The following is a 17,515-nucleotide window of genomic DNA, read 5'->3' on the forward strand; positions in this document are numbered from 1 at the left end:
TCGTTTTAATTCGTATTTGAAAGTATAGGATATACTTCATCTATTGAGGTATCGCCATTTTTAAACAGGTTAAACGCGTTTTCGCTTAATGTTTTAATGCCTTTTTGCTGCAGGTATTCTGTTATGTTTGTACTGTTCTTCTTTATATGTTCGGCCAGTTCAAAGTCAACCGGGATAACTTCATATATGGCCTTACGGCCTTTGTATCCTGTATGATGACAGTTTTCACAACCCTGTGCCGTGAAGTGTTCTGTTACTTTTTCCGGGGCTTTATATACTCGTGGATACCATGCTTCATCAAAGGCTTCCTGCTTTTTACAATGCGGACACAATAAACGCACAAGACGCTGAGCAGCTGTTGTGTTCAATGTACTTGCAATAAGAAAAGGAGGCACACCCATATCCGAAAGCCGTGAAATGGTACCCCACGCTGAGTTGGTATGAATTGTAGAAAGCACCAGATGCCCGGTTAAGGCTGCACGGATGGCCATTTGCGCTGTTTCGCCGTCACGTATTTCTCCCAGCATTATTATATCGGGGTCCTGGCGCAGGAAAGTACGAAGTGCACTTGCAAAGGTGAGTCCGATTTCTTCTTTCAGCTGTACCTGGTTAACTCCTTCGAGGGTATATTCTATCGGATCTTCTACGGTTAATATATTGGTTTTTTCTTTGTTCAGAAGCTTTAATGTGGCATAAAGGGTGGTCGTTTTTCCGGACCCGGTTGGTCCGCTGATCAGTAGTATTCCATGCGGCTTTTTTACGCCTTCCAGGAAATAGCTCAATTCTATATCCGAAAAACCGAGCTGATTGATGTCGATGTTCGCGGCATCGTTGTTTAATAAACGTAAAACTATTTTCTCCCCGTGAAGGGTTGGCAGGATGGATACACGAATATCAAACTTTCCATCTTCGCTGCTAAAGAAAATACGGCCGTCCTGGGGTAAACGCTTTTCGGCTATATCAAGGTTCGCTTTGATCTTTACTTTATTTATAAGTGATGGGTATTCGGATTTATCAATGGTATAGCGCTCAATCAACATACCATCAATACGCATACGCACCCTGCATTTTTGCTCATACACTTCAATATGAATATCACTGCTGTGAAGCTGTTTGGCTTCTTTAATAAGACTTTGTAAAAAATCTTCTGATTGCCCTACCGCGATTTTACGGCTTTTCTCTATTCCATTTCCGGCTGTGTTTTTCAGGTAGTATTTACCCAATGCCTTTTGTACAAGGGAAGAAGGAATCTTTTCGATCTGTATGTTTTTTTCCAGCAATATTTCCAGCTCGTCTTTTGAGGAAGCGGAATATAATTCTTCATCGGCGTAAAACACTATTGTGTTTCCCTCAACCGATTTAGGAATGATGTTGTAATGCCATGCCTGCCCGGTTGTGAGTACCTGCTTGAGCTCGATGGTGAGTGATATGTGGTCGGTTTCTGTCAAGTTATAATTAGGGTTAAAATGGCTTCATCCGTCCTTCGGACACCTTCTCCAAAGGAGAAGGAGAAAAAATGAGAAAGAGTTTTCGTATTAAATATCTTCAATACCCAGTAATCATTATATAGGTCAATTGCAGGAGTTATGCTCTTAACGGTTATCACAATAATTAACATAACAGACATAACACCCGCCAATGGAACTTCATTGGTATCAGACAGCTTAAGTTTTTTAAGAATAAAAAACAAAATTGCGGCTACCAGAAGACTGCCAATATAAAATGGGAAGAAATTAGCCGGTGAAAAAACCGTACACAGCAAAACAAAAAACAAAATATCTCCCAATCCGATCTGGGTGTCAATAATATTTACAAATCGTTTGTTTTTAATGGCGGCGTATAGGGTAAGTCCTGCAAGCTGGATGAAGGGAATAAAAAGGTTGATTCCGAAATATATTCCGGCCTGCACTAAACTGTTTGTCAGTATGGATTGTATGGAGAACAAAATGAACAGAATTAATAGCGCTATTGACGAGACCGTCCTGTCCTTAAAATCCTGGTAAGCGAGGATTAAAAGCAAAGTAATTTCTGTTATGTAAAACAAATGGTTCATCAATTCAATGACTCAATAACTTATTAATTCAATAACTAATCCGGTGTTACTTCTTTAAGATTTTTATCCTGGTCATTTTCCCAGACATTGAAAATACCATCACCGTCAAAATCGGTCACAGCTGTGGCTCGTACCAAAAATTTATTGTTGGTGGCTTCAACGATCTCGAATTTGTAGTTGCCTTTGCCTCCTTCTGAAACAAGTTTTGCGTGTTCGTAGCCGACCTCGGGAAGGCTGTTTGAATATTTGGATTGCATGTAGAAATATTGTTTCTCCAGTGTGTAGATCTGGTCGAGGTGTTCCTGTGCTTCCACGCTTTTCGCTTTGGAAATAAATCCAAACATGTTTGTGGAGACCAGCGCGGCTAATATGCCTATGATCGCTAAAGCGATGAGAATTTCCATCAGGGAGAATCCTTTTAGTTTTTTGTCTTTGAACTTTCTGTTATTTTTCATGATGATTGCATTTTATAAATCGTTATTGTTAATGAGTGACGTTTCACAGAGTTACACAGAGGAGTCACAGAGAAGCACTGAGAAATTCCTCCCTCTGTGAAACTCAGTGACTCCTCCGTGGTTCTCTGTGTAATATTTAAACCCATAATTACATTTATCAATTAATGAAACGCTGTCACCAGGTTAAACATGGGCAAATACAACGCAACTACTATTACTCCTACAAATAACCCGATGAAGATCATCAATACGGGCTCTATTATTGTCTTTAATTGTCCGGATTGGTAATCCACATCATCCATGTATTGTTTAGATAGCTTACCAAATATCACATCCAGTTGATTCACTTCTTCTCCTACTTTGATCAATGAGAGCATGCGTCGTTCGTAGATCGGGAATGCTGACAGGCTTTGGTACAATGAACCGCCTTTCAGAATATCATCTTTTATTGTTTCCAGAGAATGTTCGATGGGGTAAAACCCTACCATGTTCTTGACCATATCAATAGCTGTAACAAGGGGTGTTTTGGCCGAAAGCAACAGGTTCATTGATTTACAAAAACGGGCCAGGTATATTTTTTGAATGAGGGAACCTAATGTGGGGATCTTTAGTAAAACGGCTGAACTGTGCTTTCTGAACCAAACTTTTTCCTTCACTTTAAAAAAGAAAATGACCGAGCCTATGATCGCCAGGATAATTAATGGTAGATAATTCGACATTAATTTTGAGGCTTTCATTACATATTGTGTAAGGATGGGCAGTTCACTTTTCAGGTTTTTGTACATATCGGCAAATACCGGAACTACTATGCTTAACATTAATCCAACTACCCCCAGCGCCACTACCAACACAATCGCGGGATAGGACAGTGCGCTGATCATTTGCCGCTTTTGAGCGATCTTCCTGTTAAAATAGTCGGCAAGTTCTACCAGTACCAGGCTTAGTTTTCCACTTTCTTCCCCGATCTTTATGCTTTGGTATTCATAGGCTGAAAACTGCTTCGTCATTTCAAGGGCTTCGGATAGATTTTTACCGCCAACTACAATGTCTTTAATGTTTTCAAATAACAACCTGTCTTCTTCTTTCTTTTGCTGACCGGCAATCAATTCAAGCGAGGTTTTTATATCGAGGTCTGCGTCAAAAAGTATGTTCAGTTCGGAATAAAAGCGTTCTTTCTTTTTGTCGGAAAATCCTGTTTTAAAGAGTTTAATGTCTTTATTGAGGAATTCCATAAGAGAACTACCCTTTGCAGAGGCTTTCGCTTCTTTTTTTATGTCTTGTCGTTGATATGTTGCTAAATCGATCATTTACCTTATTTCAAACTTCATTTTAACACTTGTATATTCAAGTTCTTCTGCACATCCTCGTTCATTTCTTTTGCTTGCCCAAAAGAAACGAACCAAAGAAAAGGGCACCACGAAAGCCAACCTGAAGCTTTCGCTTGTCGCACATGGCCCACGCCGCATAGCCGCGAAACTTCCGGTTCACACCTTTCGTGGACGTCTTCCCGCCGTCCGATATATAAATTCCACTAATATGTGTCACCGTTATCTCCTTCCAATTCCATTAACAAATCGGCTCCGTACAATTTTGAAAAATTCAGCTGCATGTCTTGCCCGGAAATTTTTGTGCCGAATGATAATTCGCTTATCAATGAGTTGTATACAATATCCTTATCATTCAATGCCATTTTAATATTTAATGCTGGTATTTTGAATGTATCCGGCTGCTGTGCCTGGGTTCTGATTATGTATTGATCGCTTAATTTATACTGAACGGGGTCTTTACCAGTATAAGTACAAACCAATCCTTCATTTGTGTTTTTAACCGAGTACGATTCCGTAAAATCCTTATTTAACAGTGCTTCCAGGGTCAAACTGCTTTTTACAACATCATCTGTTTTTTTATAATCCAGAAACTGTTTCGATACAAATAAGTACGCGCTGCTGCCAAGGCCCGTTATCATGCCGAACAGTACCATGGAGATCAGAATCTCTAATATTGTAAAACCTTTTAATCGCATCAATTGTACCAATATTTCTTTTTTTATTTCAACGTATCTGTATATCTGAATCTAAGCATATTTTACCGCTCCTGCCAAGATTCAGTAAATTATTAATTCCTTGTATTCACTTAATAATTTCTTGTCAGGGTCGAATAACTTAAGTTTCAATAACCACAGTTGTTGGTCCGATCCGGCTGATTCACCATATTTTGAAACTGTTTTTTCTACCGTTAATTCATCTACTTTAAATGTCTGATCGAGAAAGGTCTTTTCGGTCTTTACTTTTAGTGCCGTATTTTTTAATATCATCCGTCCGTTAAATCTTCGTGTGTGATCGTCGGCACGGAACACATTTACATAAATGGTTGTAACAGCGGTAAAACAAAACATAATGATGACCGTTGCTACGATTGATTCAATGAGGGTGGAACCTTTTAGCCTCACCCCGCCCCCTTTCCCTCCTTTGTCGGGATAAACTCCAGAGAGGGAGATATTTTTTAATAGAGCCATTTCGCAATTTTTTTACCGCCTTTTTGTGAATTGCTGATCATACCGGCATAATAGTTTGAAAGTTTTGTGGGATCGATAGTCGCGTCAAGCAAATGATTTTCATAAACGGATGAGGGCGTATTGAGGATAATTTTCGCGCAGGTTAAGCTGCCATATATTGTTCCTTTCAGATCGGCTGAAACTGAGGAGTAAACTGTTCCTCTTATAATTGTTCCCTTTTCGATCGCTATATGTACCTGGTTGGTGACATTACTGCTTTCCGGATCCTGAAAGGCAAAAACAGAACCTGAAATTTTCGTGTCTTCTTTAATAGTTATAAAGACATTTGCTTTTGATGTGTTTGTACGGACTACGCCAAGGGCGCTGGGATAGTTTAGCTTTACATTTTTATTTATTACAATTGAATCGCTGGCAAAGGCCTGCAGGGTACCTTCAAAATCTTCTTCAATTTCAATTCCGGGAGCCGCTAATAGTACATCTTTCAACTCCGCATTCCTTCCGATCTTTATTCCACTGCCGGAAATGAAACAAATGTTTCCGGCGAAACGCTGATCTTTGATCTCAATGGTTGAGACCGATGTGATGTATATCGTTTTTTCAGTGAACGGGTTCTTCAATGAATCGGGCAATTCGTTGTTCGCGAGATTGAAAATGCTGTCGCCTTCGGCAATATTCTTATTCAAAAGTTCCGCCAGTGATTTTGTTAATTTTTCATTAAACCCCGGAATAGTTTTAGAACTGTTTTTTATTATGCCATCAACATATTTCTTTCCCAAAAAACTTTTGCCTTCAATATAAGCGCCCTTAATACCCGATCCGGGTATATAGGCTGTGCCCTTAATGTCAGTTTTTCCGCAAACGGCTAAGGGCCGGTCGAGATCGGACAAGTACAATGATATTTTTTCAGTTGTGTCAAGTCCGGCTCCTATCAAGGCACTCAGGTTTGCCTGCTAGACCTTGCTTGGAATGCGCTGTTACTGTCGCTGTTTCAAAAATACCCCAGGCGGCTCGCTTAAGAGTTACGCTATCGGTGCCGGTGCCAAACAAGTCAATTTCTTTTTCTGTGTTAAGCGCTACTTCATCACTCCCGCTTAGTAAAATGTTTAATCCCGACCTGGCATTGAGTTGTGTCTGGTTCACCTCGTTGTAATAGCTGAAATGAAGATTACCGAAATAGGAATACCCGATCAATGAACTGCTCAGCAATGAAAGCAGTATCGCGATGCTGATCGCGTAAAGCATGGCTCCGGCCTTTAATCGTTTCTTATGCAGGTTCCTGATCATTTTTCGGATCTAGCAGGCGGCATGGGTGTGCCAGGTTTTGTTTGCGGGGATAATTCAGTTGCCTTATCCGCTTTCTTTTCTTTCTTCTGCCTGCTTACTTCGTTCTTCTTATCCTGTTTTTTATCGCTGCCGGCTTCCTTTTCAATTGTGTTATCCGGGCCTGTGGATACTTTGCTGGACTTGCGCTTCAGGCTGCTGTTCATCTTTCCAAAAAAGGATTGAAGTTTATGTTTTACCCTGTTCGCAATTTTTTCATCGCCCGGTAAAAGTTCAACACCTTTTTGAAAATGTTTCTTTGACGCAACTTTCCCCTTAATGTATATCACAAAAGGGCCGTGCAGCTTTCCTTTTTTGTAAGATAGTTCACTTGCTTTATTCCCGGCGGAATCAAACAGGATTTGCTTTCCCTGCCTATAACCTTTATGCCAGTTGCTTATATCCTGTATTATTCCTGTACTGTTCCATTTTTTCCATTGACCATTTTGCATCCCCTTTTTAAAGAAACCTTGTTCCTTTAAATTATTGTTATAATAGAACGTTGAATATTTGCCATGAAGTATTTTTCCGTCCGAGGCTCCCTGGGTAATAATAATTTTGTTTGTGCCGTACCAATAATACTTAAGTGTATCGGAATACCTGATCTTTGATTTTTTATTGCATACTTCCGCTTTAATGGTGCAGTTATTTTCAGAGTCGTTTATATAAACCGTGAAATAGTTTTGCTGCACCTTCTGGGAATAAACAAACTGTGACGCGGCACAAAAAAGAGAGAAAGCTATCGTAGTTAATGGCTTAAAATAATTCATAGACAGAGGCTAAAAAAGGCAGTTGTTTTAGCTGCCTTTTTGCATGGTAAATATAGGATTAATTTCAGTAAAAATGAGGCAAATTTTAGTGTTACGCCACCACTGTATTAACCATATTATCAGACTATTGCGAAGAAATAACAGTGGTCTAAAAAGAGTCATCTTTCAAATAGGATTTTGAGTTGTTTTTATCCTGCTAAAATTGGCAGTGAAAAGCAGGTGTAATCAGAAGGTCGGTTCCCAGAACTTTAGAAGCTTAAATCACGAAATAATTATCACATCTAATATCGAATCCATATCGGCATAATTACGGGCAGAACTAAACATGTACTCCCAGGGTTTTGTAACTAACATTTCTTCCACAGGATTGTTATGTATGTATTGAAGTTTTTGCATCGTAAATTTTGTAGTATATAATTCCACCGGGTGATAACCGTCTTTCCAGAATTTATACCCTGAAGCTGTTAGTTGTCCCTGATCTGCTTCTTTAAAATTTTTAAGCATCCAGTCTCTGCGGCTTTCGGGCTCTTCAATAATTTGCTTGAGAATTACTCTTGCTGTATATGCTTTAAAGTCGCGGATGATATCCGCTAACTGAAAACCTTCCTTTGCACGAACTATCATGTGTAGATGACTGGGCATTAAACACCAGGCAAAAATTTCAAGTCCTTTATTTTTCTGGCAGTATTCTAATGCTTCTACTATTACTATTTTATGATTTTTTCTGATGAAGACGTCTATCCAGTTTACGACTGTCATTGTTATAAAATATGGACGAGTGTTATCGTAAACTTTGTAGTGAAAACCCATTTGATTACTTATTAATTTAACGCAGAAATGTAACAATTTTTTTTATTCGAAAATTAAGCACAAACACTTTCAAGCCGATTAGTGTTTTTACCCCCAGAAATAAATCATTAAACAAGCTGTCAGCATTCTTATGCTTTTTGAATAGCAGATTGTTTTTCGTGTCAATCTTTTCAAATGAGTGCGCAAATTCAAATTTTTCCTTTCAATATAATTTATCTGGTGCGGTACCGGGTAATGAATTTCTGCAGGAATAAGTCCGGGATAGATATTTAGTTTATCTGTGTAAATTTTTCCAGCTCTTGATAAGAGCAATGTCTCAATTAATCCTTTCAGATTTTTTTTGTTTCTTTTACCTACCCTGAAATCCACTACCTGTTTTGTTTTTTTATTTATCGCATACATTACCCATTGTTCATTTTTCTTTTTTTTGACATACGTTTTTAATTCATCTACTTCATATTCTTTCCGCATTTTTACTATTGGCTTTATCACCTTTTGTGCTTCTTGTTTTATTTTAGTTATTACTGTTGTCGCTGAGATACTCATCAATCTTGCTGTACTTCTTATGCCACAACCTTCTTTAACGTATACACGAATTTTTTCATTCGTACCCGGCTGACAAGCTTTATTGCGATAGTTTTCTCTTTGATATTTTTTACAGTATAGGCATTGGTATTTTTGGAGATCCGTTTTAGTCTTCCCCTTTTTAATGCATAGTGATTTACAGTAATGACATTTCATAATTTATGATTTAAAAGTGTGAAATTGGTCGGGACGGACGTCGCCGACCAGCGTCCTGCCTTTTCAGGTGACGATTTGAAACACCTGGTATAAATTCGGCCTCGGAAAGCCGGTATTTCTGTTGTTTCAAAAAAAATGAGCAACCTTTTGTTGCTCATTTTGATACTATTCTATATTTTAATTTATCCTTTTCTTCTCAAAAAACAACTTTTTATTTTACTTTTGTTATTTTAGGTGATGATTTGATACACTACCCAACTAATAATTATGATTAATGGTGTAAATAAAAGAGGGAGTATTTTACTGTAGATGTTTTTCAATATTTCTATCAATTTTCTCAACAATTTCACTTGTGATTGAATTAGGATTAAATATAAGAAAGGAATTCCTTCTATAGATGAACCAAAACTTCTTGTTATTAATGTTCAATTGATAAACTGAGTAAAAAATGGAAAGAAACCCAAAATGCTTTATACCAAATGTAACTCCTTTTTCAAAAGAATAACCATCAAAGAAATTTTCAACAATCATCTTATTATTTCCAACTAATATGTCCCAGTCAAAGAAATAGAATTTTAAAACAATGGAAATAAGCAGTATAAAAAATAGCGACAGTATAATTAAAATTAGAGATGGAGGATTAATCGACTTAATTATTATTATAAAAAACAACACGCCAAATAATGTCAACAACAAAACTGCTATTCTTGCAACTTTATTATTCGCATTAATTTTAAACATTAATCATCCGATTTAAGAGAAATTTTAACTCCGACTTCTATGTTATACTCTCCAACAAGACCAGCTCCAACGGCAGCATTTGAGCCTACTGAACCTGTCACTGACGTTGTAGTTGCTTCGTCATCAACTGTTTTTTCTCCTGTTATACTCATATTAATTGGACCGGCACTTGCACCACTACTTAGCGAATTAGTTGTCGATTTAGTACCATTGCTTGACTTAGTTGTCGAAGTTGAAAATCCAGCTCCAACTCCAACTACACCTTCTAATGGAACGGAACCACTTATTCCTCCTGTACGTGTAACTTTTCCATTCTTTGTAGCATAATTTGCTTCCACAATATTTTTAGGTTTTTTTACTGTTTCAGGATTAACATCCAATTTTACTCCAAACAATTCGATTGAGCCCGTATTAATATCAGCTCCTCCAAGTTTTTTTATCTCAAAAGCAGCTCTGTATCCCCCTGTAACTTTTGCCTCCGCCTTTACATAGGGTTTAACTTCAACCTTTTTTGCGCTTTCCATCACATAATCAACTGTTGCTTGAACTAAATTAGTAACCGCTTGCTGTACGACTTTTGTAATTTTAGCTTTGGCATAATCAACAATTTCATCTAAAATACCACCTGACAATCCATCAACATCCACCATTAAGATAGGACTATTATTGGCAAATAGATATGGAGTTAATTCAGGATATTTCTTTGTAAGTGGGTCAACACTTAAGAACCTACCTAAACGAGGGTCATACATCCTTGCACCAAAATCATAGCTATTTCCATTGGTCTTGAACTCATCATCTTTCTCTTTCCCATTAAATCCGAAGCGGTAATCGATCGCACCAACAAAAGAGCGCCCGGGTAAGATCGCCCCGCCGGGATAATAATCCTGTGCATTTGCAATGCAGGCAGAATAATAACCCAGCTTGCTTAAGTTTACATTATCAATATAAAATGTAACGGCGGTACCGTTATTGGTTTTATTAAGCACTTTAAGTTTCGATAAAGTTGTTGTTGCTGTAAAGGTAAAAGATTTTGTGCTTGTTGTAGTTGTGGTAACCGAATTTAATAATACAGAACTATTATCATATGCCTCAAGGCTAATGCTTGTTGTTCCCGTACCCATGTTTAGGTCTGCGCTAAGAGTATACGATTCGCCCGGCACGGTTGTTATATTTAACAACTCCGCACCTTCGTTTATTGCAGAGGTGCTTATTTGCAATCGTCCGTCGGGTGCAAAAGCGGACCACGATACTGTTGCCGCAGCGCTTGTTTGCTGCCAGCTCTCGGTTGTAGTTAAAAAAAGATTATTAACTATACCCACAGAAGCAGTAATGGTTTTACGATCGGACACCGTTTCGAGTACATTACCTAAATGGTTTGAAAGTTCGTATTGCTTGTTTCCAACACTATGTGTTTTATTTGGAGACAAATAGCCCCCAAAATAAACAGGAATACCATTTACAACATTATTAAAGGTACCATCGGCATTATATCCCGAAAACGTATTTGTTTGTTGATAAATTGATGCGCCTGCGGTTGTTCCCAAGCGTCCGCTGCCATACAGTTCTCTTTCTTTAAGATTTAGATTAACAGTAAATTGCGAAGAGGTTACATCAGTATATGTTTTTTCATATGTGGCCAGTATATTACCACTTGCGTCGCGCACGTAGTAGGTATACTTCCAGGCGCCTTGTGTGGAAGCAATGCCGCCGGGGCGTGGTTTTTCAATTTTAGCGATACGGTTTCCGCTGCCATCGTAAGCAAACTCAAGATCAACTTTAGTGCTACCCGCATTATGTATGATCTTTTTTATTTTACCATAAACATTCCAGAAAATACCTGTTGCAGAAGTTGCGGTTATTTGTTCCTGTGCGTCCTGAGTAAGGTTTCCAATTTGATCGTAATCGTAGTTGTTGGCACTCTGCCCATCGATATCAGTATCGAAATTGACAGATGAAACAGGATCTGCCACATAGTTTAATTTATTTGTGCCTGCAACATAATTATAGGTTAAATTATCCATTGCCACAGCGCCATTGCCCGTGCGTGTAAGCGTATTGATATTCCCATTTGCATCATATGAATATGTTTCGGCATAATCCGCGGATGCAGCTCCTCCACCCCATGCATTGGCTGTAATATTATTATACATAGTAGCCTTTGTGATACGCTGCAACTGATCATATTTATATGCCATTGCCTGGGGCACAGCGGATGACAATGCCCTTACCGAGGTGATCATGTGGCGTATGTTTCCGTTAAATAAATCGGCTGAAACATTACTGGTGATCAGTCCGCTGGAAACCGTTGATGCAAGAAAGTTAGCAGAGGTATTAATGGCTTTGTAGTCGCCGTTTGTGCCGTCACCGGCAAAGTAGGCGAGGCTGTAGCCATATTCATCGCGGGCGGTTAAACCATTGAGGTTGGAATTACCGTTGCTGCCGTCTTTACCCTGATCGCGGGTTACATCGTCAAAGGTATTGGCGTTCACTCCTTTAATCCATCCCTGCAAGGTGTAAGCATAATCGAGTCCCTGCACTTTATCATTCCCGAGTTCAACACGGGCCTGCGGGCCATGTTTATAGTAAAAGTATTTAGCGTCCTGGTCCCAAATAACGCCATCTGTGCTTGTGTACACATTCGAAAGGCGGTTGTCGGCATCATATTCATATTTATGACGGAACTCATCGGCCTGTTCTTTATTATAAATAACCTGAGTTACGTTTCCGCTCACCAGGTCATAGGTATAATTAATCACTATCGCACCAAGCCCCGGACTTTTCTGGATAAGTTTATTTACGTTACCGTGCGTATCGTAAGAATAATGGGTTTCGTATTCGTAGACCGCATCATTGTCATCGTCGATCTTTATTGAGGCTACCCTGCCGCGCATGTTTAGCTGGCCGGGGTAATCAGGGTCGTCATCATAAGTAGTAAGTGTAATTTGCGATTTTCCCGTTGCACCGGCAATACAAATGTTATCGGGATAATTTGAAGCATTTATTAAAGGGTTAACAATGTTCGATCCCTGGTTTAACACATTGGTAGTTGCATAAAACTCACCCACTTTAATTATACGGCCCAGGGCATCGTAATTGGTATAGCTATACGCATAACCAGGGCTGGTTGTAACAAACTGCTTGGCGTTTTGCGATGCCACAATACGTCCGAGTGCATCGTACCAGAATTTTGAAGTGCCGGCATCGGGTGTTGTTTGCTGCACCAGCTGATTAAGTGTGTTATATTTGTAAGTGGTTAAAAAACTGTGGTTAGTGTATAGTGTTTTAGTATCAGTGGCGCGGTTTTGCTTTATTTCCAGTCCATCTATTGTAGCGCTTCCATACGTATTTACGGCAAGATCTATGAGTGAAATGCCTTCTGGCGGCACAGTACGTATCAGATTACCGGCCTGATCATAATAATAAAGTGTGTAATGGTATTCCTTATCAGGATATGTGCGCGTAAATGTTTCCACGGCTGAACCAATACACTTATTCACATAGTCGGCCCGGAATGCCGCTTTTATATCATATATATATTTTTGATAGGCGTTTTTACCGTTTTGTGTGGCAATATCTATTTGGTGCTGCTCGCATGGGTTGGTGTAAGTGGTTACGGGCGAAAGCGCTGGGTTAACATTTGACGCAGGGGTACAATTGGCATTTCCGCCATTACCTGGCAATGCAAAATAAATTTTATCAAGAGCAAATGCGGGACAACTTCCCGCTTTCAACCTGATAGCAAATTCTACATTTTGAGAAGTTAATGAGAAATATGAGCCTGAGAATTGCTGCCAATCATGGTTGCCGGCAGTTATTGTATAAGTGGCAACCACCGTACCCCCTACCATTACATCAAATATCATCGTTTGCGAATTGCAAGCCGGGTCAACATTCTTCACCCAAAAGCTAAAATCATATGGTGTACCGGCTGTAACTGCAACAGTCTTGTAATATATTTTAGTGTTATTCGATGGGTTAATGTTACCAAACATTATATTGGTAGAGTTATTAGCCGGGTCAATCCCTTCCCATAACGGAGTGGCGCTTACGAAATTTGCATCAGCTCCAATACTATAATAGTAATATGGCGGTACCGAAGGATCCCAGGTGCTGCAATTTTTTGTGATATCGGAATAAACATTTGTTGCATAATATGTATCTGCACATGATGGTGCAAAATCTTCCCAAATCAGGTACCCGCCTGAATTACCACCCGGAGAGGTACATTCATGGCAATTAAACATTGGAAAACAACTGGTACCATTCAATATCCTATATTCATTGCCAAACCATGCCCGTATTGTAAATGAATAGGATACACCGTTTGTCAGATTTTGTTCATCGGCATACAAGTCTGTAAATGCCGTGATCGTACTCATTTTATGTGTCGCATCAACCTCATAAGGATTTGCAAACGTGAGGTTAAGCTGGCAAAGATCATTAGAACCGCTAAGAATAGAAGCCGTCAGAGTGCCGTCAGTATATGTAACACTACCCCAGGAATAGCCAGTTACAGCGCTTCCGCCTATGTACGATTTCAATAAAGGACTTAGGTTAGGATTATAAGTAAGTGTTGTAGTGGTGATTATGGCGGGAGGAGGTGTTGCCGAAGTTAAACTGTTCAACAAAACAGCGAGGTCTTTACCTGTTTTGTATTTCGAATCGGAACAAAGGCTTGCTTTCCCACAGTTTCCTACCGGGAAACTATATCCGGGGTTTGTTAATGTTACCGTTCCGGTTATAGGCGTATAAGCTGTTGTTCCATTCCATGGGGTAACAGTAAACGTTCCGGCAGTGGCTCCGGGAATAAAATCGCTGAAGTAAGTAATTGGCGATGGAAGCGAAGAAAACGCAATAGTAAGGTAATTGGACGAACCGGTTGACGAAATTGTACGGTTATTACCGGAAGTATTCCATGTCCAATTGGTAGTAGTTGAGCCAACATAGTTTTTTAATGGGGTAATGAAAAACGAACTATAAGGGGAAGTTTCGAGGTTAACACTGCTTGAATTGAAGGCGGTATTTGCAGTCAAAGCATTCCACAACGTTTGCAAATCAATAGCGGACTGGGAAGGAATACACTCATCGGTATTTGTAAAGTCGCTGTCGCAATTGCCAATCGCGAAGCAGGTTGTTCCGGTTAAAATTTCCTCAACTGTTGCTGTGGCCGGGTTGTTATCGTGGTCAACATCAGCAACTACCGTGAAATTATATGTGCTTCCACCAAGGCTTGTAAATGTTAGCTGCTTGAATCCTGTAATGTTAAAATTTGTAACATAGTTCGCCCAGCTATAAGTAGTGGTAAAGGTAAGATTAACCCCAATACTGCATGTAGTGCTTCCACCTGTAAACGTTGTGTTGAGTGTAGCTCCGTTTTTAACCGGGTTCCAATTATAGGCAATATAAGATGAGCTGGCAGTAAGATCCTGATACAGCGCTAATGTAAATTCAGCATAATTCTTAACAGGTACAACAGTGGCTAATTGATTATTAATCGCTAACCTATTTAGAAAGTACTGTAAGTCCCTTGCTTTGGGGCATTGACCTGTTTGAAGGTATAATTGGTAATCGACCTTCTTTTTAAGCTTGCCGGCAACGGTCGCCCCATTGCCTTTAAGGCTGCCCATGATGTCGTTAGAATTTTGAAAACGCTTGATCTTACCGGAATAGAGCCAGTAGGTACCATTTGAACATGGCTGACTTGCATTCAAAAACTGACAGGATGCGATAGGACTTGTTATCATACCTGCACCTTGAGGATCAAAACTTTGTGTTCCGATGCATCCATTGTAGCATGAGCCTGTCATTGCACTGCTTTCCATTGCACTTTGCTGCATTTGTTGTTTAGCTGCCAGGTACAAACTTCTGAACTTTTCCCATTCCTGATCGTTACTGATATATTGATACTTATTAGCCGGAGGACCGGGATTAAATAACGCAAGACAGGCCTGTATCTCAGCAGTGGTTCCATAGGTGGTACCGCAGTTAACAGAAATATCGGCTATTTCCCACATTGAGAATGGAGAGCTGGCATCGGGATATTTATAAAGCAGGCCGGTAGAGGTATTACTCATGGCATTACATTGGGCCGCCCCAATAGTCGAGCTGAAATACGGATCCTTTGGATTGGTACAATTCGTAGGAAAGAGATCAAGCAAACCTTTAGTTTGGGCATCAGCAAAAGTAGTGGTAACTAACATTAAAGAATCAAAGCTATCACTGCTGATCGTATAACCGGAAGGTTTATTTTTATTCTGGTCGCACCAGGAGAAGTAACAATATTCAGGATGAAAGGCCACCAGTGATTTTGCCCAGCTGGGTTTCCAGTTATTTATAAAATCTTTTACATTGGTAAGGTATTGAGGATCTACCTTGCCGGTTGTCGTTGCCTGGGTAACTCCAGCCGCATCAATTGCAGGAATAAAATCGTTCGGGTCTGAAGTATTTAGATCGGGAGTTACAGGAACATAGGAACGGGTAAGTCCATCCTCTTCATAATAATACAAAGCGCCTGTTTCGGTTTTCGGCGTCTTCCAGTTAGGAAGCGCGGGTGAATACTTATTAGGAAAAGCGTTAGCAGGATTTAAAACGGATAAAGGAAACTTAGAAGGATCAACCGTCCCATTATACAGATACTGGGCGTATTGTCCTCCGGGACTAACGTCAGCTAACATCGCGTTATAGGTGGCTTCGCAGGCACTAACATATTTACATGGTTTGTTACACAATTCAATGGCCTTTAAATAAGCATTATGATCCTTTCCTGTTTTAGCAATATATGTCGCTTCCGACCCAAGGCTTGTAGAGCACTGAGCACAGGTAAGATTACAACCTGTCAGATCCACCTGAGCTAAAGCGGTATTAATAAAACTTTGCTCGGTATTTACACATGTGCTTTGGGTAATATAATTGCTCTCATAAAACTGATAGGCAGCCTCATTCACTTTTAATTTTTTATATACTGTATAGGTGCCGGCCGGAAGAGTAACAGTTATCGGATTGGGTGTAAGCTGAAAAGCAGCGGCGCTGCCATCGCACGTGGCATCGAAAGGATTTATGTGTCCGACAGTTTGCGCAACAGGAGTAAACATATCTACTCCGCATTGGCTCTTAACACTTATTTCAAGATCATATACACAGTCGTAGCAAACATCGGCGGGCAAACATGCCCGGCTGCCTGTATTAAAACTCGCAGCGGTCATAGTATAGCTGAACGAAACGGAACCGCTTACATCAACAGCAAAATCACTACTGAAAACGAGAGAACTACGCTGATCACTTAATTCATTATCGTCAAGATCGGTATCAGTATCGGTAGTGTTTATCTTGTTTAACATATCTACTGTAAGATTTGCGACAGCAGGTACGTCCGGAAGCTGATCAGTGGCAGAAGGATTATCTCCGGCCAAGGATGTAGCAATAACCCTTCCCTGCATATCGAGGTAACTTATACTCACCTGGCCATTGGCATCAATAACACTGTTTCGTTTGTAATGACTTTTATATCCAACGTCAGAACCAAAAAGCCGGTCGAGCTGCTCCTGCGATGGCTGTGAATACAAATACTTTGTTTCGTGACCCGATTCGAGTTTATGATCGGGACCAACACCGCTTTGTCTTCTAACCCTGCCTGTATTATCGGGTTCAAATTCAGTCATTGAGAACGGGTAGAGCTGCGCATCGGGAACAAAACTTTGCTGAGCCACTTTGTCCGGGTTATTTACAGAATAGTATTTGGATGCCCCACTGGTATTTAACATGGACTTAACGTTCGTGGAGCAGGATCCCGGATCTACATCAAAATCGTTGTTCCGGTATGAAGTAGTGCCGGTAGCTCCTGATGGAAGGTTGAATCCCGCATAATATTTAAGACGGGGATCGAAAGCAGGCGTAGGTAATACACTAACGGCTCCCCTGCCCTGGTAATCGTAAATAGTTTCACCAACAATGGCCTGGTTATCCGAATTTATTTTTGTTACATCCTGGCGATCACGCAGGCTACCGTCAAAATAACTAATGTTTGTTTTTTTCTTACCCTGCTCAGCGAAACTGGCATTGTACACCCAATTTTTACTGTCATCGTGAGCTGTTACGACCTGGTAATAGT

The 17,515-nt window shown here is 39.9% G+C and carries 12 protein-coding genes; all 12 read right to left on the reverse strand.

All coding sequences use genetic code 11. The annotated features are described in order from the left end of the window. Positions 1 to 5: 5 nt before the first annotated feature. The 12 genes from HYU69_05395 to HYU69_05450 all read right to left on the reverse strand — a co-directional run bounded on the left by HYU69_05395 (position 6) and on the right by HYU69_05450 (position 17,471). Complete coding sequence (locus HYU69_05395) at positions 6 to 1,448, reverse strand: type II/IV secretion system protein (GenBank protein ID MBI2269777.1); 1,443 nt, start codon at positions 1,446 to 1,448, stop codon at positions 6 to 8. Beyond that, positions 1,445 to 2,020: a hypothetical protein gene (locus tag HYU69_05400; protein ID MBI2269778.1), complete on the reverse strand. Its 576-nt coding sequence runs from the start codon at positions 2,018 to 2,020 to the stop codon at positions 1,445 to 1,447. The genes HYU69_05395 and HYU69_05400 overlap by 4 nt, the downstream gene beginning before the upstream one ends. A 68-nt stretch (positions 2,021 to 2,088) precedes the next feature. After that, positions 2,089 to 2,508, reverse strand: a complete 420-nt coding sequence (locus tag HYU69_05405) for a prepilin-type N-terminal cleavage/methylation domain-containing protein (protein MBI2269779.1) — start codon at positions 2,506 to 2,508, stop codon at positions 2,089 to 2,091. Positions 2,509 to 2,669: 161 nt separating this feature from the next. After that, positions 2,670 to 3,815, reverse strand: coding sequence for a type II secretion system F family protein (locus HYU69_05410; GenBank protein MBI2269780.1), 1,146 nt, complete (start codon positions 3,813 to 3,815; stop codon positions 2,670 to 2,672). 224 nt (positions 3,816 to 4,039) lie between these two features. After that, positions 4,040 to 4,534: a type II secretion system protein gene (locus tag HYU69_05415; GenBank protein MBI2269781.1), complete on the reverse strand. Its 495-nt coding sequence runs from the start codon at positions 4,532 to 4,534 to the stop codon at positions 4,040 to 4,042. A 78-nt stretch (positions 4,535 to 4,612) separates the two neighbouring features. Then, positions 4,613 to 5,023 (reverse strand): hypothetical protein, encoded by a 411-nt coding sequence (locus HYU69_05420; GenBank protein ID MBI2269782.1) that lies wholly within the window; start codon positions 5,021 to 5,023, stop codon positions 4,613 to 4,615. Further along, a complete protein-coding gene (locus tag HYU69_05425; protein ID MBI2269783.1) occupies positions 5,011 to 5,955 on the reverse strand; it encodes a hypothetical protein in 945 nt (314 codons plus the stop codon). Before HYU69_05425 ends, HYU69_05420 begins: the two co-directional genes overlap by 13 nt. Next, entirely contained in the window at positions 5,936 to 6,307 is a 372-nt protein-coding gene (locus tag HYU69_05430; GenBank protein ID MBI2269784.1) for a hypothetical protein, read from the reverse strand. The genes HYU69_05425 and HYU69_05430 overlap by 20 nt, the downstream gene beginning before the upstream one ends. Further along, positions 6,304 to 7,113, reverse strand: coding sequence for a hypothetical protein (locus tag HYU69_05435; GenBank protein MBI2269785.1), 810 nt, complete (start codon positions 7,111 to 7,113; stop codon positions 6,304 to 6,306). The genes HYU69_05430 and HYU69_05435 overlap by 4 nt, the downstream gene beginning before the upstream one ends. A 261-nt stretch (positions 7,114 to 7,374) precedes the next feature. Further along, a complete protein-coding gene (locus HYU69_05440) occupies positions 7,375 to 7,923 on the reverse strand; it encodes a transposase (protein ID MBI2269786.1) in 549 nt (182 codons plus the stop codon). An 87-nt stretch (positions 7,924 to 8,010) separates the two neighbouring features. Beyond that, entirely contained in the window at positions 8,011 to 8,664 is a 654-nt protein-coding gene (locus tag HYU69_05445; protein ID MBI2269787.1) for an IS1 family transposase, read from the reverse strand. A gap of 740 nt (positions 8,665 to 9,404) precedes the next feature. After that, positions 9,405 to 17,471 (reverse strand): RHS repeat-associated core domain-containing protein, encoded by an 8,067-nt coding sequence (locus HYU69_05450; protein ID MBI2269788.1) that lies wholly within the window; start codon positions 17,469 to 17,471, stop codon positions 9,405 to 9,407. Positions 17,472 to 17,515 lie beyond the last annotated feature (44 nt).

Source organism: Bacteroidota bacterium, assembly GCA_016183775.1.
GTDB lineage: Bacteria > Bacteroidota > Bacteroidia > JABDFU01 > JABDFU01 > JABDFU01.